Raw genomic sequence first — 22,539 nt, 5'->3', positions numbered from 1 at the left:
GGCGCACGATCGCGGCCCAGGGGCCAGGCGCCCGATGCCGCGCCCGGGCGGCTACTCCAGCGCCGCCCTGTCCGTCCGGCGCCGTCCTCACCACGTCCGACGACAGGCTCCAACGGCAAGCGACGACAAGACCGCATCGGGGTGAAACACCGACGGCTCCAGCGGGCCGTGCCCGCTCGTCCGGCGACGCGACCGCGCGGCCGCCTGCGCCGGCGGAGAGACGCTCCGCTCCGGCCGGCGGACGACCCCGAAAAACGCCGTGCAAATGCGCCAAATCAGCGAGCGATTCGTTTTCCTATTTACGTCCTTGGCGGTTAGGATAACGAGGCGCCTCGATGATCGTGCCCCTTCACACCCTTCGAGGTCAGGCACGAAGCAGCGGCAACACTGGAGCGCATTGAATGAGGTTCCGTTCCTCGCTACCGGCGAGCGAGTCCGAATCGAGTCCTCCCGTTTCCATCGATTCCGCGGCCGGGCGCGGGTCCACGGCCGGGCGCGGAGCCGCGGCCGGGCGCGGGGGTGAGCGCGCTCCGGCGCGCCGCGCGAAGACCGCTGGCACGCAAGCCACGCTCGGGGCGACGGAGCTGTACTTCCGGTCGCTCGCCGGCAGCCAGCCGCTCACGCGCGAGGGCGAGGTCGCGCTCGGCCGCCGCATCGAGGCGGGCGCGCTCGCGTGCTTCGAGGCATGGGTCCGCTCGCCCGTCGCCCTGCGCGAGCTCGCCTTCACGGCGGAGGACGTCGAGAACGGAGCGCTCAGCGTCCGGGACCTCTTGTGCGAGACCGACGCGAACGATCCCGAGGCGGACGCGTGCACGACGCGGCTCGTGGGGCTGCTCGGCGTCGCCCGGGCGCTCGTCGACCGGCAGCGGGACGCAGAGCGCGTCGCCCGGCAGGATGAGGAGGACGTCGAGATCGCCCTGGCCGGCCTCGCCGCGGGCCTCGCCGAGCTGCGGCTCGATCCGGCCTTCGAGGAGCGCATCGAGAAAAGCCTGCGCACCGCGGCGGCCGAGGCCGACGGGGCGGAGCGCGCGCCGATCGCGGCCACCATCGCGGCGATCGCCCGGGGGCGTCGCGCGGTCGCCCAGGCGAAGTCGGAGCTCGTCCAGGCGAACCTCCGGCTCGCGGTCGCCATCGCGCGGGAGCACCAGCGCTTCGGCGTCCCGCTGCTCGACCTCGTGCAGGAAGGGAACCTCGGCCTGATCCGCGCCGCCGACAAGTTCGAGTACCGCCGCGGCCACCGCTTCGGCACCTACGCCGCGTGGTGGATCAAGCAGGCCATCAAGCGGACGATCCTCAACCAGGGGAAGCCCGTCCGCATGCCGGTCCACCTCACCGCGATCCGGAGCCAGGTGGTGCGCGCCCGGCGAGACCTGGTGCAGGAGCGCGGGCGCGAGCCCTCCGTCGAGGAGGTCGCGGAGCGCAGCGGCCTCTCCGTGGAGAAGGTGCGCGTGATCGGCGAGCTCGCCCTCGAGCCGCTCAGCCTCGACGCCCCCGTCGGCGAGGAGGGCGACACCCGGTTCGGCGATCTGCTGGCCAACGAGGACCCCACGCCCGCCGAGATGCTGGCCCGGCGCCGCCTGATCGAGCAGACGCGCGAGCTGCTCGACTCGCTGCAGCCGCGCGAGCGCGAGCTCCTGCGGCGCCGCTTCGGCCTCGACGGCAACGAGGACGAGACGCTCGAGGAGATCGGGCAGTCGTTCTCGCTGACGCGGGAGCGCATCCGCCAGATCGAGGCGAAGCTGCTCGAGAAGCTCCGGATGCGCTCGCGGCAACGAGAGCTCGGCTCCTACCTCGAAGGGTGACGGCGCGAGGAGCGCGCGCGCGGGAGCCGCGTCGGCGCTCGGCCAGGGGCCCGCTGGAGCGACCCAGCAGGGCCTCCCCGGAGCTTGCGGCCTGGGATCGGGTCGGGTCGCCGCCTCACTGCTCCGACGGCGACGGGGCCTTCACCGGCTCCGGCGCGTCGACCGGGGGCTTCTTGATGTTCTGGCGCATGTCGGGCCTTTGCTCCGGATGGAGCGGCGGGATCGCCTCGACCCTCCCGCTCGCGGCGGAGCTCTGGATCGCGAACATCACCCGCACGTCGGCGAGCCCTTCGAGGCCCGACGGCTCAGGCTCCTTGCCCTCGAGGAGGCAGCGCGAGAAATAGACGAGCTCGGGAGCGAACTGGTCCCGCTTCTTGAACGTCTTCTCCTCCGTCTTCCCGCCCACCGTCAGGTAATGCTTGATGTCGGCCGTGTAATCGAAGGCCGGCTCCACGCGGAGGTCGCCCTCGGTGCCCGCGAGGCGGAACGACGACACGCTCGCGAGCCCCTGGCTGACGATGAATTGCGCGACCGCGCCGCTCGGGAAGCGCAGAATGGCCGCGGTGGTCTCGTCGACGTCCTTGGCGCGCTTCTCGTCGAGCCGCAGGCTCGTCGCGAGCACCTCGGTCGGCTCCTCACGAAAGAGGTACCGCGCGGCGTTGACGCAGTAAACGCCGAGGTCAAACAGCGCACCGCCGCCCTCGTCGCTCCGCGTGCGGATGTCGCCGGGGCGCACCACCTGCGTGAACAGGGAGGTGAACGCGCGCACCTCACCGAGCTTGCCCGAGCGCGCGATCTCGATGGCCTGCAGGTTCGCCTCCTCGAAATGGAGACGGTAGGCGATCATCAGCTTCACGCCGCGGTCCTTCGTGGCGCGGATCATCGCCTCGCAGTCCTCCTCGGTCATGGCCATGGGCTTCTCGCAGAGCACGTGGACGCCGGCCGCCGCGGCGCGCTCGGTGTACGCGCGGTGCATCGCGTTGGGCAGGGCGATGTACACCGCGTCGGCGCGCGCGCGCTTCAGGATGTCCTCGAGCTCGTCGTACCCGCCGCGCTCGGTGACGCCGTAGCGCTCGCCCAGCGCGGCGAGCTTCTCGGGATCACCCGAGACGAGCGCGACGAGCTCCGAGTTCTCGGCGGCGTTCTTGAACGCCGGCAGCACGGCGACCTGCGCGATGTTGCCCGCCCCGACGACGGCGTAGCGGATCTTCCTCGTCTCGTCCGACGCTGTCCTGGACATGGTCCCTCCCTGCGCGGGCAACCCGCGCTCACGGGGAGCATGGAGAGAGGACCGCGAGCGTCAACCGGCGGGGCTGGCGTCGACGGCGCCCCCAGGCAGCGAGAGGTCAACCTCACCGGTGATCCCGCGTCCGCCGTCCAGGCCAGGAGCTTCAGCCACGCGACGCAGGACCTCTTCGACGCCATCCGGCCATCGCTGTCTTCCCTGCAATGGCGAGCTCAACAGCTCCAAGCACGCAACGCTCCCACTGTAAGGCAGGAGTTGTCGCCTGCGCATGAATGTCGCGCAGCCGGATGACATCCAAGGCTCCCACGGAGCTCCCCGCGGCGTGGGCGCGGCGCCGCCGGCGGCCCGCGCCCACGCCGCGGGGCCCGGCAAAGGATCGCTGAGCGAACCGAGGTGCCGCACGAACGCTCGTGATAGTCTCGCCTCGCGCCCGCCGGGATCCTGGTAGAAGGCGCGAGGGGCGGAGTGAACAGCGACGACGGACTAGGAGCCGAGCGGGGTGGACCGTCCGGAGAGGGACGTTGCGAGGACCCACCCACGTCGAGCGGCGCGCTGGCCCGCATCGTGGCCGACGCGTCGCTGGCCCTGCTCCGCGCCGGCGAGGACGGCACGCCGCGGGCGATCGTCGCGGCGACGTCGCGCCTCCTGCACGCCGACATCGCCTGTCTCTACGAGATCGCAGAGGAGCCGGCAGCGCTCAGGCTCGTCGCCTCCGAGGGCGGCGGCGAGGGCTCGCTGGACGCGCTCCAGCGCCTGCCGCTCGACGACCGGAGCCTCGCGGCCGAGGCCGCGCGCACGAGGGTCGTGCAGGTCGCGCCCGAGGGCGAGACCGCAGCGGCGCTCCTGGACGCTGCCCACCTGCGCGCCCTCTGCGGCTGCGATCACGCGATCGCGATCCCGATCGCCTTCGCCGGCGACCTGCGCGCGGTGGTGCTCTGTGCCGCGGCGCAGCCCTCCCTGCCGCCGGCCGAGATCGTCGAGATCGCAGCCGCCCTGTCGAGCCTCTTCGGGATGGCGCTCGCCGCCGCCGAGCCCCGCGGGCTGCGCGCGCGGATCGAGGAGCTCGAGCGGGAGAAACGCGCGCTGGAGCGCGCGAGCGAGCAGCTCAACGAGGCGATCGCGGATGCCAGGAAGACGGAGGCGGCGCTCCGGCTGAGCGAGGAGAGCCTCGCGCGGGCGCAGAAGATAGCCAGGCTCGGCAACTGGGACTGGCACATTCCGACCGACGAGCTGTTCTGGTCCGACGAGTGCTATTCGATGCTGGGGCTGTCCCGCGACGCCGGCGCGCTCACGTACGACCGGTTCCTCGCCTGCATCCACCCGGAGGACCGCGAGGGCCTGATGCGCGCCGTCGACCTCGCGCTCCAGGGGGAGAGGCCGTATTGCATGGACTACCGGATCCTCCGCCCGAGCGGCGAAGAGCGCCTCCTCCACACCGAGGCGGACGTGATCCGCGCCGAGGACGGAGCCCCGCTCCGGTTGATCGGCACGGCCCTCGACGTCACCGAGCAGCGGCGCGCCGAGCGGGCCCTGCGGCTCAGCGAGGAGCGCCTGCGGGTGATCGCGGAGCACGCGAGCGACGTCATCTTCCGCATCCGGTTCGGCCCGGAAGGAGGCTACGAGTACATCAACCCCGCCGTCCTCGATCACACCGGCTATCCGCCCGAGGCCTGGTACGAGAATCCTCAGCTGTTCCTCTCGCTCGTCCATCCCGAGGACAGCGGGCGCTATCACGAGTTCGTCGCGCAGATGGCCGCGGCCGGCGGGCGGCTCACGTTCCGGATCATCGACAGAAGCGGCCGGATCCGCTGGGTCGCGACCCACATCACGATCCAGCGCGACGAGCACGGGGCCCCGGTCGCCGGGATCGGCATCTCGCGCGACGTCACGACGGAGAAGCTCGCCGCCGAGGAGCGCGAGCGGCTCCTCAGGCAGGTGGCGGCCGAGCGGAGCTGGCTCGACGCGGTCATCGAGCGCTCGCCGGTCGGCATCCTCCTCCTCGACCCGGCCGGCGCGCCGCTCGCCTGGAATCGCCGCGCCCAGGAGCTCGCCGGGACCGACGCACCGCCGGGGCTGCCGGGCGCGTGGAGCCTGCGCTCCCTCGACGGGCAGCCGCTCCCGGACGACGAGCGGCCCTCGGCGGGCGCGCTGCGCGGCGAGGTCACGAGCTCGAGGGAGCTCGCGCTCCGGCGCGCCGACGGCAGCATGCTGGCGGTGCTCGTGAGCGCCGGGCCCATCGTCGACGGAAATGGGCAGCTGCTCGGCGCGGTCGTCGTGTTCGACGACATCACGCGGCTCAAGGACCTCGAGCGGCTCAAGGAAGAGTGGACGTCGGTGGTGGCGCACGATCTGAAGCAGCCCGTGACGACGATCATCGGCTATGCGGCCCAGATCGAGCGGGCTCCCCAGGTGGCGGCCGCGGTGAAGACGAAGGCGGGGCATATCCTGGCGAGCGCCAAGCGGCTCGGGCGGATGGTGTCCGATCTGACGGATATCTCCCAGTTCGAGTCGCGGCGGCTCGCGATCGAGAGCGCTCCCATCGATCTGCCGGCGCTGCTCCTCGCGGTCGTGGAGCGGATGGCGAGCGAGGCCGAGGGGCGCGCTGTCGAGGTCGAGATCAGGGGAGAGATCCCGGTCGTGCGCGCGGACGCCGAGCGCGTCGAGCAGGTGCTCAGCAACCTCGTCTCCAACGCCGTGAAATACGGTGATCCGGAGGCGCCGATCCAGGCTTCGCTGGAGCGGCGCGGCGACGAGGTGCAGATCTCCATCCGGAACAGCGGCCGCGGGATCCCGGCCGAGGATCTTCCGCTGCTGTTCGAGCGGTTCTTCCGGGGAAGAGCGAGGGAGGAGCGCGCGGCCGGCCTCGGGATCGGGCTGTACATCGCGAAGGGGCTTGTCGAGGCGCACCGCGGCAGGATCTGGGTCGAGAGCCCCAGGGGAGGGTACACGACGTTCCATTTCACGCTGCCGGTGGGGGCGGCGCCGTGACGGGGTGCGCCGTGATCAGGAGAGGGGCTCGTCGAGAGCTGCCCTGGAGCATGAGCTGCCGAGAGCGCAGAGGTCTTATTTGCTCTGCGCCTCTGTAGCTCAGATTCTCTGTGCTCGGGACGAGGCGGGGGTCCACACGGGTGGCTCGGACACGTCCATCCCCTGGGCGCCCGCCGGCACAGCATGGCTCCGCCCGGCGAGGCGCTCGAACTCCACGACGTCGTGGGAGCACACGAGGGTCACCTCGTGGCCGCTGTCCTGGCACAGCGCGCGCAGCCGGCGCTGGTTCTGGAGCCGCGCGCCGCGGTCCTTCTCCATCATGAACTGATAGAAACGCAGGCCGGGCGTGCAGGTCGGTCGAACCGCGTCCATCTCGCGGTGATAGAAGTAGGCGTCGCCGGCGAGGAGCAGCCAGCCGTCATCGCTCCGGACAGCCACGCCGGCGTGACCCAGCGTGTGACCGATGAGCGGGACGAAGAGCACCTCGTCCTTCAAACCGCCCACCGGCCGCGCCCCCTCGAAGCCAAACCAGCGCTCGCCACCGTGCGAGGGATAGGCGATCCAGCTCGGCTGCGTCGACCACTGGGCCGGCCGGTAACGCATCCTGTCGAGGAGCGTCCGCCGGGCGACCGCGGCGTCACGCTCGTCGGCGAGCAGGTGCACCTCGGCGCCGGGAAAGTCGTCGAGGCCGCCGGCATGGTCGAAATCGAGGTGGGTGAGCACGATGTGACGGACGTCCTCGGGCCGGAGACCGAGGCGCTGGATCTGCCGGTACACCGTCATCTCGGCGCGAAACTCCGGTCGCACGAGGAAGAGAAAAAACCGGCTGAGCCGCTTCCTCGCCATCGAGACGTCCAGCAGCCCAAGCCCGCTGTCCACGAGGACCAGGCCGCTCTCCGTCTCGAGGAGCAAGCAGTGGCACGTCAGCCGCCCGCGGAGCCCCAGCGTCTGGCCATCCATCAGCGCGCCGCCGATCGGACAGGTCGAGATGCAGTTGAGATGATGGATTCGCACGGACACCTCCCTCCTTTCGCGGCTACCCTGCCCCGGGGACGGCCGCGCGGTCGGCTCCGGCCGAGACGGGCGCACCGCGCGTCGTGCGCTCGACCTGCTCATCGCGGCTTGCTCGCCGCAGATCACGAGACCAGAGCGTGGGCTCCCCGGGGCGCATGAGGCACGGTGAGTGCATGGAGCATGCCGATTGCCGGGCTCCAGGCTGCGTGAACGACGGGACGGCCGAGGCCCGTCCGCGGACAGAAGCGGGCGAAGGGCGTGCTCTACAGCTGGGTACCCGCCTCCGGCGGCCGGGCCGCCCGGGGGACGGAGTAGACCGGCGCCGCCGCGCACCGCACCGGCAGCCGGGTGAGCCCGCGCAGGGGGAGCGACGGCTTCCATGTCAGGGACGAACGCGGCACGGCGAGCCGCAAACCGGGGAGATCCCGGACGATCGCGGGGAACGCGAGCTGCGCCTCGAGCCGCGCCAGCGGCGCGCCAAGGCAGTAGTGCACGCCGTTGCCGAAGGCGAGGTGGCGGTTGGGGTCCCGGTCGAGCGTCAGCCGGCCGGGGCTCGCGAAGACCTGCTCGTCGTGGTTCGCCGAGCCGAGCACCGCGATGAGCCGCTGTCCCCGCGGGACCACGTGCTCGCCGAACGCGACGTCCTCCGTCGTGTACCGCTCGGTCGCGAGGTCGACCGGGCTCGTGAAGCGCAGGAGCTCCTCGATCGCCGGCTTGATCAGCCCAGGCTCGCGCCGCATGCGCTCGAGCGCCTCCGGATCGTCGAGCAGGGCGAGCGTCCCGCTGGCGATCAGGTTCACCGTCGTCTCGTGCCCCGCCACGACCAGGAGCATGATCATCGCGAGCAGCTCGTCCTCGCTCAGCCGACTGCCCGCCTCCTCGGCGCGCACGAGCGCCGCGATGAGATCCTCCCCGCCCGTGCGGCGGCGCCGCTCCACCAGCGCGCGCAGGTAGCGCACGAACATGTAGAGAGACGGCATCGCGCGGACCATGTCCACCTTCGTGACGATCCCGGTCAGGCGGTTCGTCCAGGCCCGGAAGCGCGGCCAGTCCGCCTCGGGAACGCCGAGCAGCTCGCAGATCACCGCCAGCGGCAGCGGCAGCGCGAGCTCCTCCAGGAGATCGAGCGCCCCGCGCGCCCGGGCCCGCGCCACGAGGCGCTCGGTGATCGCCGCGACGCGCCCGCGCAGCTCCTCGACCCGCCGCGGCGTGAAGACCTGGTGCACCAGGGCGCGCAAGCGGGTGTGATCCGGAGGGTCCTGATCGAGCATGTTCTTCGACATCGGCCGGAGAAACCCGGGCATCCACGGCACCTGCCCGGCCCGCTCCTCCGCGCTGAGCGCGCGGAGCGGATCCTTGCCGAGGCGCGGGTCCTTGAGCGCGACAGCCACGTCGGAGTAGCGCGTCACGAGCCACGCGGGCTTCCCGTCTCCGAGCACGAGGCGCACGACCGGCGCCTCGGAGCGCAGCCGCGCATAGAGCGGATGGGGGTTCGCCTTGTGCTGAGCACCGGAGATATCGGGAATGGACATCATGCTGAACCGCCTTTCTTTGAAGCTCGTGGCCGCCTGGGCCGGCGCCCCGCGCCCGCCTCCGGCTGCGCCAGCGCGAGGAGCGCGTCGCGCAGCGCCCGCAGCTGGCCCTCGGTGAGCGCGGCCGTGCCGAGCGCCTGGGAGAACCAGAAACCGTCGAGAGCAAACTGGATCGCGATGGCCCGCCCCTCCGGGATGTCCTCGGCCGCGTCGCGCGCGAAGGCCTCGGCGTTCAGCTCGCCGGCGTGGCGCGCCACCGCAGGCTGGGCGCTCACCGCCTCGATGAGCGCCAGGAGCAAGGCGCGAGGCGCGGCGGTCTCGCGCTTGTCCGCGTCGAAGGCGAGCGCGATCTGTGCCCTCAGCCGGGCGCCCCGGGGCTCCGGGTCCCGAGCCGCGCGCTTCGCGGAGTCATCGCTCACCCGCGCGCTCAGCCGATCGAGCACCGCTGTCAGGAGCGCGTCTTTCGTCGCGAAGTGGTGAAAGAATCCGCCTTTGCTGATCCGCGCCTCGGTGATCACCGCCTCGATGGTCAGCTGGTTCACCCCGCGCGAGGCGAGGAGCCGCTCGGCCGCGTCGAGGATGCGCTCTCGCGCGCTGGAGTAAGTCCGCGCCGGCATCGGGAAGCTATACCGACCGGTCGGTCTGTATGCAAGGCGATCGCTCCCTGCGCATCGGACTGGGCTGGTAGGCGCAGGTTCTCCTGAGGCGTTGAGGCGCGGCACGCTGGGCGAATGTTGGGCGAATGTTGGAGAGAGCGCCGGCCGACCGGAAGGCCGGCGCGTGAGATCGCTCGTGGTGAGGCCGAGGCCCGCCGGCGAGGAGCCGCGTCCTCTGCCCGCCGGCGATCGGCAGGAGGCGCGCGCGGCGTGTGGTAGGCTGCCGGCCCCATGACCGAGCTACTTGGCCTCGTGTTCTCTGCGTGGACCGAGAAGGCGCGCTGGGCGCTCGACGTCCGGCGCGTCCCGTACACCTTCCGTCACTACCAGCCGCTCATCGGCGAGCCGGCGCTCCGGGCGAAGCTCCGCCGGCTCACGGGCCCTGTCTCCGTGCCGGTGCTCACCACCGACGACGGGCGCGTGCTCGCGGACTCGGCCGACATCGCGCGCTGGGCCGACGGGCGCGGCGCCGGTCCGACCCTGTTCCCTGTCGAGCACGAGGCCACCATCGCGCGGCTCATCGATCTGTCGGAGCGCGCCCTCGCCGCCGGGCGCGCCCGCGCGCTGTCGCGCATGCTGGCCGACGACGAGGCGCTCGCCGAGATGGCGCCGGGGCCGATCCGCCGCGCGCTCGGCCCCCTCGCCTCGCGGCTCGGAGGGCTCGGGGTCCGGCGCACCCTCCGCAAGTACGGCGGCCACGAGGCCGGCGGCGAGGCGCACCTGCAAACGCAGGTCGAGGCGCTGGGCGAGCTCCGCGCGATGCTCGCGCGGGGCGCGCCGTCCGGAGACGCGCCGAGGACGCTGCTGGGCGGCATCACGTTCGCCGACATCACGATGAGCCAGCTGCTCGTGAACGTGGCGCCGCCCGCCGCGCTGAGGCTCGGCGCCGCCAGCCGGCGGTGCTTCTCCGACCCCGAGCTGCGCGATCGCTACGATGATCTGATCGCGTGGCGCGACCAGCTCTACAGCGCGTTCCGGACGGGCTGACCGTCCCTGTCCGGCGAGCGCGGGTTCAGCGGCCCTCGGAGACGGCGCGTCGTGCCTTTACCAGCGTGCCGTGGCGTGCTCCGCTGCCTGTCTGGCCTGGGCGACCGCCGGCGCAGAGAGGTCGGCCACCCGCTCGACCACGGCCGCGGGCGCGGACTCGGGCGTGCCCGCCTGGAACGGCGGGTCGGGAGCGTACTCCATGATGAGCTGCGCCGCCTGCGCGGCCTCCTCGCCCCGCATCTTGGCGGCGATCCGGAGGCCGAAATCGATGCCTGACGTCACGCCGCCTCCCGTGATGCGGTTGCGGTCCTCGACGTAGCGCGCGTCGACGCGCTCGGCCAAGAGGAGGGGCAAGACCTCGCGGAATGCCCAGTGCGTGGTCGCACGGTAACCGCGGAGCAGCCCCGCAGCGCCGAGCACGAGCGACCCCGTGCAGACGCTCGTCACGTAGCTCGCCTGCTCCGCCCGCGCCGCGAGAAAATCGAGGACCTCGCCGTCCTCCATCACGGCGATCGTGCCGTCGACGCCGCCCGGGACGAAGAGGATCTCGAGCTCCTCGGGACACGTCCCGAAGGTCGCCGTGGGAAGGAGGGTGATGCCCGAATCCGTCGTCACGGGGTCGAGCGTCTTCCACACGAGGTGTATCTGCGTATCGTCAATCATGCTGAACGCGGTCTGAGGACCGATGAGGTCAAGCGCGGTGAAGCCCGGATAAACCAGCATGGCGATGTGCTGCATGGGGGAGCTCTCTCCTTCAGGGATTGCGGGCGACGGCCCGGGAGCGCCGTCGTCCTGCGCGCACCCGCCGAGCATTTGCAATGTGGCGAGCGCGGCGCTCGCGGCAGCGAGATCCAAGATCTGTCGGCGTCTCATGATGCCTGTGTACGCGCTGCCATGCGGCGCGACCATGCGACACGCTGTCCTGCGGCGCGATGTCGCATGTCCGCGCCCCCTCGGGGGGTTCAAGCGGCTGTAGACCGAGCTCAGGGAGGCGCTCCAGCGCCGGGCGGTCCACGCCGAGGAGCTCGAGGAGAAGAACCGGCTGCTCGCGGCGGAGAATGCCGAGCGCGAGCGCGGTGTCCCTTCCGACGTTGCGCACGGTGGGCTTGAGCACTATGGGGAGCGTATCCGAACGGCTGCCCGGCCGGCCCTGCCCAGCGGGGACGAACCCTCCGTACCCGGGCCTGTCGTCACGAAAAGGAGCGCTTCGATGCCTGTCGACGTGAAGTACACGACCCAAGCCACTGCTCAGGGCGGCCGCGATGGCCACGCCAAGACCGCGGACGGTGCCCTCGACGTGAAGCTCTCGACGCCGAAGGAGCTTGGCGGCGCGGGTGGTGAGGGGAACAACCCGGAGCAGCTGTTCGCGGCGGGTTACGCGGCCTGCTTCCTGGGTGCCTTGAAGTTCGTGGCCGCGCAGGAGAAGGCGCGGATACCCGCCGACGCCACCGTGACCGCGACCGTCGGCATCGGCCCCCGCTCCGAGGGCGGATTTGGCCTCGACATCGGCCTGCGGATCGCGCTGCCCGGTCTGGAGCGGTCGCAGGCCGAGCAGCTTGTCGAGAAGGCGCACCAGGTTTGCCCTTACTCGAACGCCACCCGCAACAACGTCCCCGTCCGTCTAGAGGTCGCCTGATCGCGATCCCCCTCTCCCCCGAGCGATAGACATCGCCCCCTCCCAACCAATTCCCTCTCAGGGGGCCGGCGCCTCGTTTGCCAGCTCCCGGTGAAGCGCCCTTGGTCAGCGCGTCCACCGAGCTCGTCGCCTCGTCGAGCAGCACGATGCGCGGATGGGCGACCATCGCCCGCAGAAAGCACACGATCTGCCGCTGCCCCAGCGACAGCCCCGTCCCCCGCTCGCCCACCTCGGTGTGGAGGCCGTCCGGCAGCGCGTCGAGCACGTCGAGCGCGTCCAGGCTCCGCGCCGCCTCGCGGATCTCGGCGTCGGTCGCCGCCGGGTTGCCCAGACGCACGTTGTCGAGCACCGTGCCGCTGAACAGGAAATTGCTCTGTAGCACCAGCCCGAGCTGCGCCCGCGCCGGCGCGGCGCGACGGGCTGCGCCGGCGGATCAGGTCGAGGTCGTGCCGCCGCAGGTCAATGCCGTCGAGCAGGATGCGCCCGGAGGTCGGGTCGTGAAGCTCTGCTGCGCGGTGTTGACGAGGGTCGCCATGCTCGCGATCTGACCTGGATCCCCTGCAGCCCCTCGGTGAAGCTCAGGACCATGCGGTCCACGAGCCCCCGGTTCTGCAGGTAGGCGGGCCGCGCCCACCGGGCGAAGAGCGTGCTCGCGATCCAGAGCAGCGGCGTCGGCGCGAGGCACACAAGCGTCAGGAGGGCGTGCGCGTGGAGCATGTACGCGACGTACACGCCGAGCGACAGGACCATGATGACGCTCTGGAGCAGCACGCCGTCCACGAACGAGCCGTCCGGACCGCTGGGCCAGCGCCCTGACAGGGCTCATGGCGCTTCGCTAGTACATCAGGTTGCCCTTGCCGAGCTGGAAGTGGATGTTCGCTCCGAACTGATCGCGCGCGTTCTGGACGCGCGAGATCGCGTTCGAGATCCGACCCTGGCGCTGCGACCAGGTCGTCGCCGAGAGTCCCGCGGCGATCTCGGTCTTCGCCAGCTGGAGGCGATCCGTGGAGACGGGGTGCAGCGGCGTACCACCGACGGCGAGGACCTGCAGCGCGTCGTCGATCTCGGCCTCGGCCAGCTCCATCAGGCGCCGCTGGACGTCGGCCCGCGTGTCGTGGAACTGCTGGACGAGCACCTGGGCGGCGTTCAGGCGCTGCCTTGCGAGGTCGAGGTTGAACGCGGCGTTCAGGACACGAAGGAAGCGCCCTATCTTGATGATGTCGGAGTCGGGGAACTGGACGGGGCTCCCGAACCGCGCCTCGAGCTCCAGGCCGGCCGGCGAATCCTTGAAGAACTGCGACACATAGAACGCCACCGCGCCCTCGATGTCGTTCCCGAAGGCGTTCGTGTGGAAGAACGGCGGCGTGTCCACAGCCTCGATGAGGGGCGGGGTGCTGAACGTGCCGTCGCCGAACCCGTTGAGAAAGCCGATGTCCAGGACATCGATGTTGGGCGAGGACAGCCCGGCGCCGCCGAAGCCGCCGTCGAACACGCCGATGGTGGCCGTCGCCGGGGCCTTCCGGGTGCCCGTGTCCAGGTTGCGGTTACGCCCCGTGTCCAGGTGGTTGGCGCCCGCGTTCGCGTGGCACACGTTGCAGCGGCCCCGCGCCGGGTCGAGGAACGCCTGCCGCCCCTCGTTCGCCTCGGGATCGGCGAGGTTCACCTGCGTGATGTCGAGCTCGTTCGTCCGGCCCAGGCTCATCTGGAAGGCGAGCGTCAGATCGAGCTCCTGCTCCGTCGGGAGCCGGAAGGCCACCCCCGGCTCGCGGCCGAGATCCGTAGGGTAGTGCTGCGTGATCGCCCCGGTGAGGAACTCGCGCATCGAGCCGGTGCCCGGGGCGCCGTCGCCCGACCAGCCCGTGCGATGGACCGGCGGGTTCGCCGTCCCGTCCACCGGATCCGGCGTGATGCTCGTCGCCAGCGAGAGCGTGTGCGGGACCGCGCGCATCGAGAACTTGTTGTCGAGATCGTCGAAGCCGTCGATGTTCTCGCGGATCAAGCCGAGCGTCTTCAGCTCGGGCGTCTCGAGCTCGGTCAGCTCCGGGTCCTGCTCGAAGACGAACAGCGGGTCGAGAGGGTTATCCTCGATCAGAGCATCGATGAAGGGGATGTCAATCGTGAAGTTGTTTCCGACAGGATGGCACGTCCCGCAAGAGCGGCCATTGCCCTCGAAGGTCTCGTGAAAGAAGATGTCGGCGCCCGCGCAGATCTCCCTCGTGACGAGCCCGGCGATCACGCGAGGATCCTGGTCGCAAGCCGCGAGCCGCTGCTGGGCCGTGAGCGCGCTCGACGCGGCGCCGAGGGCCTCTGCCTCGCCCTCCGGCGCGGAGGGGGCGCACGAGGCGAGGAGAGAAACAGAGACGATGGGAGCGAGGAACAAGGAACTCAATCTCGGACTTGGCATGACGCTCTCTCTTCCTGTTACGGTTGTTCGACACCGATTCCGAACCAAGGCGTTCATGGATGCGGCGCGCCGTTCAGCGGCGGCGCCGGGGAAACACAGTGGAAACCGACCTGGCGCCACGCCGGGGGCGAGATGGCCGATCCCGGCCATCCGCGCGGCCTCGGAGGCACGCCGGAGGCCCGAGGCCCGGCCCTTGCGCGCTCCGTGCGACGAGCGCGCTCGGGCCGCTCCGCCTCGATACGACCCCCCTCCGGGGATCGCGCTGCAGGCGTTCTCAGGCGGCGACTACATAGCTTACCGGACCAGACACAGCAACGTTCACGGACGGTCGCAGCACGATTCTGACTTCTTAACGAATCTTTACAAGCAGGATCACGAGACGACATTCCCCGGCTGCTCGGCCTGCGACATCGCCGCGTGTCGAAGTCACGGCGGGCGGAGCGGGCGCGAGGAGGAGCCGTGAGCCGGGCTCCGCGGGCGTGCTCGGGGGATCGAAGCGGGACATGGGCACGAAGGCCGGCGGCATCCCCCCACCTCTTTTGGCGGGGTCAGTGACCGTGCCGCCTCAACAGCGAACTTGTAGGTCGGCCCATGGCGCGCCTCCAGCTCATTCGTAGCATGGGCCCCATGCATCCCGTGCATCTTGCCTCGATCGACCTGAACCTGCTCGTCGTCTTCGACGCCCTCCTGGCGGAGGGGAGCGTCACGCGCGCCGCGGCGCGCGTCGGGCTGAGCCAGTCGGCCATGAGCCACGCCCTCGGGCGCCTCCGCGCGTTGATCGACGATCCCGTCCTGGTGCGCACGCCGAGGGGGATGATCCCGACGCCGCGCGCGCAGGAGCTCATCGGCCCCATCCGCGAGGCCCTCGCCCAGATCGAGGCGACGGTCGCGCACAGCCCCCGCTTCGACCCCGCCACGGCGCGCCGCTCGTTCGCGGTCGCCACGGTCGATTACGTGGAGCTCATCCTGCTGCCCCGGCTCGTGCAAAAGCTCTTCTCCGACGCGCCCTTCGTCGACCTGATCGCGCGCCCCTACGACAGCGAGATGTGGAGCTCCATGGAGACCGGCAAGGTCGACCTGGCGATCGGCCTGCTCCCCACCGTGCCCGCCGGTTTCTACCGGCAAAGGCTCATCGAGGAGCACTACATGTGCGTGGTGCGGAAGAATCATCCCGTGGTGGGCAGCAAGCTCACCCTCAAGAGCTACACGAGCTTACCTCACGCGCTCATCAGCCCGCGCGGCGACGGCGGGGGCCGGGTGGACGAGGTCCTCGCGGAGCGGGGGCTCTCGCGCCGTGTGGCGCTGCAGCTCCCCCACTTCCTCGTGGCGGCGCACATCGTTGCCCAGACGGATCTCGTGCTGACCGTGCCGGCGCGCATCGCGCGCGTGTTCGCCGAGATGGAGGCGCTGCGCATCATGAAGCCGCCCGTGGAGCTCGGCGGCTTCTCGCTGGATCAGGTGTGGCACGAGCGGCAGGCGAAGGACCCGGCGCACATCTGGCTGAGAGGGATCTTCGCCGAGATTGCCCGTGACAGCTGACGTGCCCTCCGGCGGCCCGCCGCGGTCGGGTCTCCCGGGAGAGAGGTCGACGAGACGACGGGCGGAGCTCTGAATCGGTTGAGTTATTTTCCCCTTCCCTCGGCCTGCCCGTTCAGGTCTGGCCGCCGGGCGCGGCGATGAGCTCGACGCCCTCGGTCTCGGCGAGCTGCCGGTGGAGCGCGGTCAGGCGGGCGGTGACCGGGCCGCGCTCGCCGCGGCCGATCGCGCGCCCGTCGAGGCTGCGCATCGCGATCACGCCGGCGCCGGTGCCCGTCAGGAACGCCTCGTCGGCGGCGAAAAAGTCGAGCCGCCCGAGCGAGCGCTCCACGACGGTGAGCCCGAGGCCGCGCGCGAGCTCCATCACGGCCGCGCGGTTGATGCCCTCGAGGCAGCCGTCGGTGGCGGGCGGCGTCGCGAGCACGTCGCCGCGGAGCGCGAACACGTTGGCCACGCTGGCCTCGGCCACGTGGCCGCGCGCGTTCAGGAGCAGCGCGTCGTCGGCGCCGCGCTGCCTGGCCTCGAGCTTCGCGAGGGCGGAGCCCAGGTAGTTCAGGCTCTTGATCCGCATGTCGAGCGCGTCCGCGTCCGGCCGGCGGTGGCTCGACGTGATGAGCTCGAGGCCGCGCCGCCGCTGCTCGTCGTCGAAGAGGCGGATGGACCCCACGATGCAGAACAGCCCCGGCCGCGCGCAGGTGGTCGGGTCGACGCCGAGCGGGCCCACGCCGCGCGTCACCACGAGGCGGACGTAGGCCTCGCGCTCGGCGTGGGCGCGCGCGGTCTCCTCGACGATCGCGCGGAGCCCATCGAGCGGGCGCGGCAGCGCGAGGCCGAGCGCCTTCGCGCCGGCCGCGAGCCGCGCGAGGTGGCGCTCGATCCGGAAGAGCCGCCCCGCGGCGACGCGCATGCCCTCGAAGAGGCCGTCGCCGTAGAGCAGCCCGTGATCGGTCACGTTCACGGTCGCGTCCTTCGCGTCGACGATTCGCCCATCGATCCATGTCTTCATGCCGTTCACCTCCTGCTTTCTCCCTGGAGAGCGCGCGCGACGCGCTCGGCGGCGTCGCGCGTGTGGCGCACCGCGGCGTCGTGACGATCGCCGCGCAGGCTCTGGGCGGCGGCGGCGCAGGCGATGCAGCCGTGCAGGCCGCCGCGCGCGAGCACCGGCGCCGCGATGACGGTGAGCCCGTCGATCCACTCGCCCTCGTTGACGTCGTAGCCGCGCCTGGCGGCGCGCTGCGCGGCGGGGCCCGCGCAGGGGGCGCCCACGAGCTCCGGCGCGTGCGCGAGGTACAGCCGGCCGCTCGCGGTGACGTCGACGGGGACCTCGGCCCCGACCGTCGGCGCCGCGCGCAGGAGCCCCGTGCCCTCGGCCTTGTCGAGCACGACGAGCCGCCCCGCCCGCGCGGCGACGAGGAAGAACGTCTCGCCGAAGGCGCGCGCCGCCCGCTCGAGCTCGGGCTTCGCGACGCGCGCGACGGGGTCGAGCCCCTGGGCGCCGAGCCCGAGGCGGATGAGGCCGACGCCGAGCCGGTAGCGCCCCTCCCCGTCCTGCTCGACAAGCGCGTGCGCGGCGAGCGACGCGAGCAGCCGGTGCAGCGTCGCCTTGGGCATGCGGAGGCGCGCCGCGAGCTCCGCCAGCGAGGCGCTGCCGCCCCCCTCGCGCAGCGCCTCGAGGGCGCGCACCGCCTTGTCGACCGTCCCAGATCGTTCCATTATTCGGAATGTAATTCCGATAAGTGGTTTACTCCGATCCAGGGCTGCGGTCCAGGGCGCGCTTGTGTCGCGCCGTGGCGACGCGCGGCTTCGGCGACGCGGACCGCGCGACCTCGACGATCTTGCCGCGCACGAACCGGCACGCGTCGTCGTCGTCGGTGCTCGACGGCCACACGAGCTCCGTCGGCGTGCCCTCGATCGTGAACGGCAGCGGGCGCGTGGCGAGGTGCCGCCGGGTCTCGCGGATGTGCGCGGCGACGATGACGGGGACGGTGGCGACAAGGGCGTTGCCGTCCAGCAGCGCGCCGAGGTTCGCGAACGTCGAGACCGAGCAGCGGACCTTGCGCGAGCGCTGCACCACGTCCTCGACGATGCCGCGCAGATCGCCGTTGTAGCTGACGATCACGTGATCGAGCGCGAAGTAGTCCTCCGTGGTCAGCGTGCGGCGCAGGCGCGTGTGGCGCGGGTCGAACAGGCACACGAAGCCGCCGCAGTACAGCGCCTGGCGGCGCACGGTCGCGGGCAGGTCATCGGCGACGGTGACCGCGGCGTCGAGGCCGCCCGCGAGCGCCGCTGCGATCGTGCGGAACTGCACCGGCACGGCGATCACGCGCATTCGCGGGGCCTCGGGCGCGAGGGCGCGGAGCAGCGCGGGCAGCAGCCAGAACTCGGCTGTATCGGACAGGCCGAGTCGCAATGTGCGCTCGCTGGTCGCCGGGTTCCATTGCGGCTCGCTGAGCGCGGCGTCGACGATCGCCTGGAGGTGGGGCACCAGCGTCGCGCGCAGCCGCTCGCCCCGGCCGGTGAGCGCGAGGCCGCGCCCGCGCCGCACGAACAGCGGAGCCCCGACGGCGGCGGCCAGCCTGCGCAGCGCCGCGCTGACCGCCGGCTGGGTCAGGTAGAGCCGGCCCGCCGCCGCGGTGACGCTGCCCGTGTCCGCGACCACCGCGAACACGCGCAGGAGGTTGAGGTCGAGGTCTCTCCCATAACTGGGGTTCATATGACTCATATATCCTATTCGCTGGCCTGGTGGGGTGCGCGGGCGCATGGTCACGACAGGACGAGTCGCGTTCAGCCCGGGCTGGGGTATCTGGGCGCCTGTCGCGAGGAGATCACCATGCAGGACAAGACGAGTCGACCATCGCCCCTTCGTGGAGCACAATCGAAGCAGGAGACCGCTGGCGAGACGGACACCGGCGGCGGGCTCTTGGCGCCCCACCTCCTCACCCGACGTCAGTTCACCACGGGCTCGATCGCAGTGGCCAGCGGGCTGTCGACGCTCGGGAGCGCTTGCGCGGGAAGCAACGCTCCGGCGACGAGCGCGGACACGTCCGTCCGGCTCCTCGTCAACGGCACGAGGGCCGAGCTCGACATCGACCTGCGCTCGTCTCTGCTGGATGTGCTCCGCGAGCAGCTACAGTTGACCGGCGCCAAGAAGGGCTGCGACCACGGTCAGTGCGGAGCGTGCACCGTGCACCTCGACGGCCGTCGTGTCGCGTCCTGCCTCACCCCCGCCGTGCAGGCCGACGGCCGGGAGATCACGACGATCGAGGGGCTATCGCCGGAGGGCGGGCCGCTGCATCCAATGCAGCAGGCCTTCATCGATCAGGACGCGCTCCAGTGCGGATATTGCACGCCCGGCCAGATCATGGCGGCGGTGGCCTGTGTCCGCGAGGGCAACGCCGGGTCCGCGGAGCAGATCCGGGAGTACATGAGCGGCAACCTGTGTCGATGCGGCGCTTATGCCGGCATCCTCGCTGCGATCCAGCAAGCCGCGCCCGAGATCGGAGGGACCTGAGCCATGCGAAGCTTCACGTACCTACGGCCGTCGACGCCGGCGCAGGCGATCGAGGCCATGGCCGACGGCGGCCCCGGAGCCCGGTTCCTGGCGGGAGGGACCACGCTCTACGATCTCATGAAGCTGGGCGTCGAGGGGCCTCTCAGGGTGATCGATATCACCCGCCTCGACGCGCTCGCGGGCTTCGATACCTCCGGCCCGCGCGAGCTCGTCTTCGGGGCGCTGGCCCGGATGAGCGATGTGGCCGCCGATCGCCGGCTGAAGGAGGACTACCCCGCGCTGTCGGAGGCGATGTGGAAGGCCGCCTCGCAGCAGCTGCGCAACATGGCGAGGGTGGGCGGAAACCTGCTGCAGCGGACCCGCTGCGCCTATTTCCGCGGTGGAGAGCCGTTTGCCTGTAACAAGCGGGACCCCGGCAGCGGATGCGCGGCGCGAGATGGCATGGATCGCGGCAATGCGCTCCTGGGCGCGAGCGACGCCTGCGCCGCGGTGTATCCAGGGGACTGGGCCGTCGCGCTCGTGGCGTTCGACGCGGTGGTGGACACGCTGAGCCCGCGCGGCGAGCGCTCCATTCCCCTGGCGGAGCTGCATCGGGAGCCGGGCTCCACGCCGGAGGTCGAGACGACGCTGGCCCCTGACGAGCTGATCGTACGCATTCGCGTGCCGAGGTCCGAGGCGGGCCGCGCGTCGACCTATCACAAGATACGCGACCGCGAATCCTACGCGTTCGCGCTCACGTCGGCGGCTGTCGCCGTCCGGCTCAGCGCCGGCGTGGTCGCTGAAGCGCGGGTCGCCCTGGGCGGCGTCGCGACCCGGCCCTGGCGGTCGCCGGAGGCCGAGAGCGTATTGCTCGGTCAGCCGCTCACCGAGGACGTCGCGCAGAGCGCTGGCCAGGCCGCGTTCGCGGCCGCGAGCCCGGGCGTCCACAACGCCTTCAAGGTCGAGCTGGGGGCGCGGACGATCACGGACGCCTTGATGATCGCACGACAGAGGGCAGAACAGCCATGAGCCATCCGGATATCCCCAGGGTCGACGCGCGCGAGAAGGTGTGCGGCGCGACCCAGTATACCGCCGATCACGCCCTCCCCGGGCTCGCCCACGCGATGCTGGCGGTGGCGACGATCGGCCGCGGTCGCATCCTGAGCCTCGATACGGACGCGGCCCGCCGCGTCCCCGGCGTGCGGCTGGTCCTGACGCACCTCGACACGGCGGGCCTGCAGTCGGCCGGGTTTCTGCTCGGCGGCGGCTACGGTTTTCAGAGCCTGCAGCCCCTGCTCGGCACGGCGATCGCCTATCGCGGCCAGCCGATCGCGCTGGTGGTGGCCGATACGCTCGAGGCGGCCAGAGAGGCCGCGGCGCTCGTCCGCGCCACCTATGCGCAGGACGCCATCAGCGTGACGCTCGACGCGCCGGGCGCGGAGATCCTCGCGCAAGCGGACTCCCCGTTGCCGAAGCCCGCCTTCGCGGATCGGGTCGTCGGCGACGCGGACGGCGCCCTGTCGACGGCCGCGACGCGCGTGGACGCGACGTTTCAAGGCCCTCCCCAGCACCAGAACCCGATGGAGCTCCTGGCCACCGTGGCGGAGTGGTCGCGGGGGGAGCTCACGATCCGCGAATCGACGCAGAACGCCGAGGCGCTCAGGCACGGCCTGGCCAGGGTGTTCGGGCTGGCTCCGGACAGGATCAGGGTGCTCTCGCCCACGGCCGGCGGCGGCTTCGGTCAGAGAAACTCGTTGCAGGCACACACGGCGCTTGTCGCGCTGGCCGCTCGCGAGCTCGGCCGTCCGGTCAAGCTGGTGGTCCCCAGGGCGCAGATCTTCAACAATGCGAGCTTCCGCCCCGCCAGCCGCCATACGGTGCGGCTGGGGGCCGATGCGTCGGGGCGCATGGTGGCCGCCGTGCACGAGATTGACCACCAGACCTCGCGCCATGACCTCTTCCCGCTCTCCTACGCGGATCTGACCGCGCGCCTGTACGGCATCGCGAATTTCCGCGGCCGCGAGCGCCTTGTCCGCAACGACATCCAGACGCCGGGCTTCGCGCGCGCCCCCTTCGAGCACATCGCCGCGTGCGCGTTCGAAGTCGCTGTCGACGAGCTGGCGTATGCGCTCGGGCGCGACCCGGTCGCGTTCCGCATCGCCAACGACGCAGCGACAGACCCGCTGACCGGCCGGCCGTTTTCGTCCCGGCACGTCGTGGCGTGCCTGGAGCGGGGCGCCGAGCGGTTTGGCTGGGAGAGGAGAACGCAGGCGCCGGGCTCGATGCGCCTGGCCGATGGCACGCTCGTCGGGTGGGGTGTCGCGCTCGGGGCATACAAGGCGGCGACCGCGCCGGCCATCGCGATGCTGCGCGTGACCGATGCGGGCGAGATCTTCGTGAGCGTCGGCGGGCACGAGATGGGTCAGGGGATCCGCACGGCGATCGCCTCCACGGTCGCGGTGGATCTCGGTGTTCCGGCCGAGGCGGTGAACATCCTCGTCGGGAACACGGGCAGCGTGCCCCAGCACCTCACCGCGGGCTCGTGGGGGGCCGCCACGGCCCTGCCCGCGGTGCACAAGGCAGCCTTGAACATGCTGCGGGAGCTCGGGCGACTGGCAGGCAACGGACCGGCCAACCGCACCTTCCTGCAGATCCTGCGTGACGCCGGCAGGTCGCACGTCGATGTCGAGGCGCGCCACCATGCGCCCGGCCAGCCCGACGCGATCTTCGACCGTGTCGCCCAGGGGCTCCCCGCCGCCGCCGGCCCGGCCTATCCCGACTTTGTCTCCATGAGCTTTTGCGCCCAGTTCGTCGAGGTGCGGATCGAGCCCCGCACCCGGCGGATCCGCGTGCCACGCGTGGTGAGCGTCGTCGACTGTGGCCGGGTCATCAGCCCCCGCACGGCGCGCAGCCAGGTCCTCGGCGGCGTGGTCTGGGGGATCGGCGCGGCGCTGCGCGAGGTGAGCGAGGTGGACCCCCGGTACGGCGGGTTCGTGAACGCCGATTTCGCGGAGTACGTGATACCCGTCAACGCCGACATCGGGACGATCGAGGCGGAGTTCATCGACGCGCCGGACCCGCTCATCAACAGCATGGGCGTCAAGGGTCTCGGCGAGGTGGTGATGGTCGGCGTGGCGCCCGCGATCGTCAACGCCATCCATCACGCGACCGGGCGCCGCCTCCGCCATTTGCCGGTCCGTGTCGAGGACGTGCTGTAACCCCGCGGCGCTCGCTCGGCGTCGAGGGCG

Annotated in this window: 18 protein-coding genes and 1 pseudogene; 8 read left to right on the top strand and 11 right to left on the bottom strand. The window is 71.5% G+C overall.

The annotated features are described in order from the left end of the window. The first annotated feature begins 401 nt into the window (after positions 1-401). Positions 402-1,802 (top strand): sigma-70 family RNA polymerase sigma factor, encoded by a 1,401-nt coding sequence (locus tag WMF17_RS01275; protein ID WP_437600139.1) that lies wholly within the window; start codon positions 402-404, stop codon positions 1,800-1,802. Between the two features lie 115 nt (positions 1,803-1,917). On the opposite strand, the gene WMF17_RS01270 is transcribed toward WMF17_RS01275, so the two are convergent. Beyond that, positions 1,918-3,042 carry a Gfo/Idh/MocA family protein gene (locus tag WMF17_RS01270; RefSeq protein ID WP_437600138.1) on the bottom strand — a complete coding sequence of 375 codons (1,125 nt, stop codon included), beginning with the start codon at positions 3,040-3,042 and terminating at the stop codon, positions 1,918-1,920. Between the two features lie 570 nt (positions 3,043-3,612). Between WMF17_RS01270 and WMF17_RS01265 the strand changes: the two genes are divergently transcribed. Continuing rightward, a complete protein-coding gene (locus WMF17_RS01265; RefSeq protein WP_437647577.1) occupies positions 3,613-6,036 on the top strand; it encodes a PAS domain-containing protein in 2,424 nt (807 codons plus the stop codon). 99 nt (positions 6,037-6,135) lie between these two features. Here the strand turns inward: WMF17_RS01265 and WMF17_RS01260 are convergent, their stop codons facing one another. The 3 genes from WMF17_RS01260 to WMF17_RS01250 all read right to left on the bottom strand — a co-directional run bounded on the left by WMF17_RS01260 (position 6,136) and on the right by WMF17_RS01250 (position 9,199). Beyond that, positions 6,136-7,050 (bottom strand): MBL fold metallo-hydrolase, encoded by a 915-nt coding sequence (locus tag WMF17_RS01260; protein ID WP_437647575.1) that lies wholly within the window; start codon positions 7,048-7,050, stop codon positions 6,136-6,138. Positions 7,051-7,313: 263 nt separating this feature from the next. Next, the gene (locus WMF17_RS01255) at positions 7,314-8,585 is read right to left on the bottom strand and encodes a cytochrome P450 family protein (protein WP_437647573.1); all 1,272 of its coding nucleotides are present in this window, start codon (positions 8,583-8,585) and stop codon (positions 7,314-7,316) included. Further along, positions 8,582-9,199 (bottom strand): TetR/AcrR family transcriptional regulator, encoded by a 618-nt coding sequence (locus WMF17_RS01250; protein WP_437647571.1) that lies wholly within the window; start codon positions 9,197-9,199, stop codon positions 8,582-8,584. Before WMF17_RS01250 ends, WMF17_RS01255 begins: the two co-directional genes overlap by 4 nt. A gap of 270 nt (positions 9,200-9,469) precedes the next feature. On the opposite strand from WMF17_RS01250, the gene WMF17_RS01245 reads away from it, so the two are divergent. After that, positions 9,470-10,225 (top strand): glutathione S-transferase, encoded by a 756-nt coding sequence (locus tag WMF17_RS01245; protein ID WP_437600133.1) that lies wholly within the window; start codon positions 9,470-9,472, stop codon positions 10,223-10,225. 57 nt (positions 10,226-10,282) lie between these two features. On the opposite strand, the gene WMF17_RS01240 is transcribed toward WMF17_RS01245, so the two are convergent. Further along, positions 10,283-10,963, bottom strand: coding sequence for a DJ-1/PfpI family protein (locus WMF17_RS01240; RefSeq protein WP_437600132.1), 681 nt, complete (start codon positions 10,961-10,963; stop codon positions 10,283-10,285). Positions 10,964-11,435: 472 nt separating this feature from the next. Between WMF17_RS01240 and WMF17_RS01235 the strand changes: the two genes are divergently transcribed. Further along, positions 11,436-11,861, top strand: a complete 426-nt coding sequence (locus WMF17_RS01235) for an organic hydroperoxide resistance protein (protein ID WP_437577746.1) — start codon at positions 11,436-11,438, stop codon at positions 11,859-11,861. Between the two features lie 181 nt (positions 11,862-12,042). Here the strand turns inward: WMF17_RS01235 and WMF17_RS01230 are convergent. The 3 genes and pseudogenes from WMF17_RS01230 to WMF17_RS01220 form a co-directional block, all read right to left on the bottom strand. After that, a pseudogene (locus WMF17_RS01230) lies at positions 12,043-12,210 on the bottom strand (hypothetical protein); the annotation flags it as partial. Between the two features lie 110 nt (positions 12,211-12,320). Then, positions 12,321-12,641, bottom strand: coding sequence for a hypothetical protein (locus WMF17_RS01225; protein ID WP_437600130.1), 321 nt, complete (start codon positions 12,639-12,641; stop codon positions 12,321-12,323). A gap of 55 nt (positions 12,642-12,696) precedes the next feature. Next, a complete protein-coding gene (locus WMF17_RS01220; RefSeq protein ID WP_437600129.1) occupies positions 12,697-14,241 on the bottom strand; it encodes a hypothetical protein in 1,545 nt (514 codons plus the stop codon). A gap of 651 nt (positions 14,242-14,892) precedes the next feature. Here WMF17_RS01220 and WMF17_RS01215 point away from each other — a divergent pair. Then, positions 14,893-15,804 (top strand): LysR family transcriptional regulator, encoded by a 912-nt coding sequence (locus tag WMF17_RS01215; RefSeq protein ID WP_437647569.1) that lies wholly within the window; start codon positions 14,893-14,895, stop codon positions 15,802-15,804. A 112-nt stretch (positions 15,805-15,916) separates the two neighbouring features. On the opposite strand, the gene WMF17_RS01210 is transcribed toward WMF17_RS01215, so the two are convergent. The 3 genes from WMF17_RS01210 to WMF17_RS01200 are packed head-to-tail and all read right to left on the bottom strand — an operon-like array spanning position 15,917 to position 18,514. Continuing rightward, entirely contained in the window at positions 15,917-16,807 is an 891-nt protein-coding gene (locus tag WMF17_RS01210; RefSeq protein WP_437647567.1) for an aminotransferase class IV, read from the bottom strand. Positions 16,808-16,812: 5 nt separating this feature from the next. Beyond that, positions 16,813-17,514 carry an IclR family transcriptional regulator gene (locus tag WMF17_RS01205; protein ID WP_437600126.1) on the bottom strand — a complete coding sequence of 234 codons (702 nt, stop codon included), beginning with the start codon at positions 17,512-17,514 and terminating at the stop codon, positions 16,813-16,815. 28 nt (positions 17,515-17,542) lie between these two features. Further along, complete coding sequence (locus tag WMF17_RS01200; RefSeq protein ID WP_437647565.1) at positions 17,543-18,514, bottom strand: LysR family transcriptional regulator; 972 nt, start codon at positions 18,512-18,514, stop codon at positions 17,543-17,545. Between the two features lie 117 nt (positions 18,515-18,631). On the opposite strand from WMF17_RS01200, the gene WMF17_RS01195 reads away from it, so the two are divergent. The 3 genes from WMF17_RS01195 to WMF17_RS01185 are packed head-to-tail and all read left to right on the top strand — an operon-like array spanning position 18,632 to position 22,509. Next, complete coding sequence (locus WMF17_RS01195) at positions 18,632-19,312, top strand: (2Fe-2S)-binding protein (protein WP_437647563.1); 681 nt, start codon at positions 18,632-18,634, stop codon at positions 19,310-19,312. A gap of 3 nt (positions 19,313-19,315) precedes the next feature. After that, positions 19,316-20,320: an FAD binding domain-containing protein gene (locus tag WMF17_RS01190; protein ID WP_437647561.1), complete on the top strand. Its 1,005-nt coding sequence runs from the start codon at positions 19,316-19,318 to the stop codon at positions 20,318-20,320. Beyond that, a complete protein-coding gene (locus tag WMF17_RS01185; RefSeq protein WP_437647559.1) occupies positions 20,317-22,509 on the top strand; it encodes a xanthine dehydrogenase family protein molybdopterin-binding subunit in 2,193 nt (730 codons plus the stop codon). Before WMF17_RS01190 ends, WMF17_RS01185 begins: the two co-directional genes overlap by 4 nt. Positions 22,510-22,539 lie beyond the last annotated feature (30 nt).

It is taken from the genome of Sorangium sp. So ce362 (assembly GCF_051519845.1).
Lineage (GTDB): Bacteria > Myxococcota_A > Polyangia > Polyangiales > Polyangiaceae > Sorangium.
The sequence above is the reverse complement of the archived record's forward strand: the minus strand, read 5'-3'. Positions and strand labels throughout refer to the sequence as shown.

Excerpts from the sequence above, each read along its gene's own strand:
- WMF17_RS01195 (WP_437647563.1), top strand. The coding sequence starts at position 18,632 with ATGCAGGACAAGACGAGTCGACCATCGCCCCTTCGTGGAGCACAATCG.
- WMF17_RS01275 (WP_437600139.1), top strand. The coding sequence starts at position 402 with ATGAGGTTCCGTTCCTCGCTACCGGCGAGCGAGTCCGAATCGAGTCCT.
- WMF17_RS01270 (WP_437600138.1), bottom strand. The coding sequence starts at position 3,042 with ATGTCCAGGACAGCGTCGGACGAGACGAGGAAGATCCGCTACGCCGTC.
- WMF17_RS01210 (WP_437647567.1), bottom strand. The coding sequence starts at position 16,807 with ATGAAGACATGGATCGATGGGCGAATCGTCGACGCGAAGGACGCGACC.
- WMF17_RS01190 (WP_437647561.1), top strand. The coding sequence starts at position 19,316 with ATGCGAAGCTTCACGTACCTACGGCCGTCGACGCCGGCGCAGGCGATC.
- WMF17_RS01200 (WP_437647565.1), bottom strand. The coding sequence starts at position 18,514 with ATGAACCCCAGTTATGGGAGAGACCTCGACCTCAACCTCCTGCGCGTG.
- WMF17_RS01205 (WP_437600126.1), bottom strand. The coding sequence starts at position 17,514 with ATGGAACGATCTGGGACGGTCGACAAGGCGGTGCGCGCCCTCGAGGCG.
- WMF17_RS01250 (WP_437647571.1), bottom strand. The coding sequence starts at position 9,199 with ATGCCGGCGCGGACTTACTCCAGCGCGCGAGAGCGCATCCTCGACGCG.
- WMF17_RS01245 (WP_437600133.1), top strand. The coding sequence starts at position 9,470 with ATGACCGAGCTACTTGGCCTCGTGTTCTCTGCGTGGACCGAGAAGGCG.
- WMF17_RS01240 (WP_437600132.1), bottom strand. The coding sequence starts at position 10,963 with ATGCAGCACATCGCCATGCTGGTTTATCCGGGCTTCACCGCGCTTGAC.
- WMF17_RS01255 (WP_437647573.1), bottom strand. The coding sequence starts at position 8,585 with ATGATGTCCATTCCCGATATCTCCGGTGCTCAGCACAAGGCGAACCCC.
- WMF17_RS01235 (WP_437577746.1), top strand. The coding sequence starts at position 11,436 with ATGCCTGTCGACGTGAAGTACACGACCCAAGCCACTGCTCAGGGCGGC.
- WMF17_RS01185 (WP_437647559.1), top strand. The coding sequence starts at position 20,317 with ATGAGCCATCCGGATATCCCCAGGGTCGACGCGCGCGAGAAGGTGTGC.
- WMF17_RS01215 (WP_437647569.1), top strand. The coding sequence starts at position 14,893 with ATGCATCCCGTGCATCTTGCCTCGATCGACCTGAACCTGCTCGTCGTC.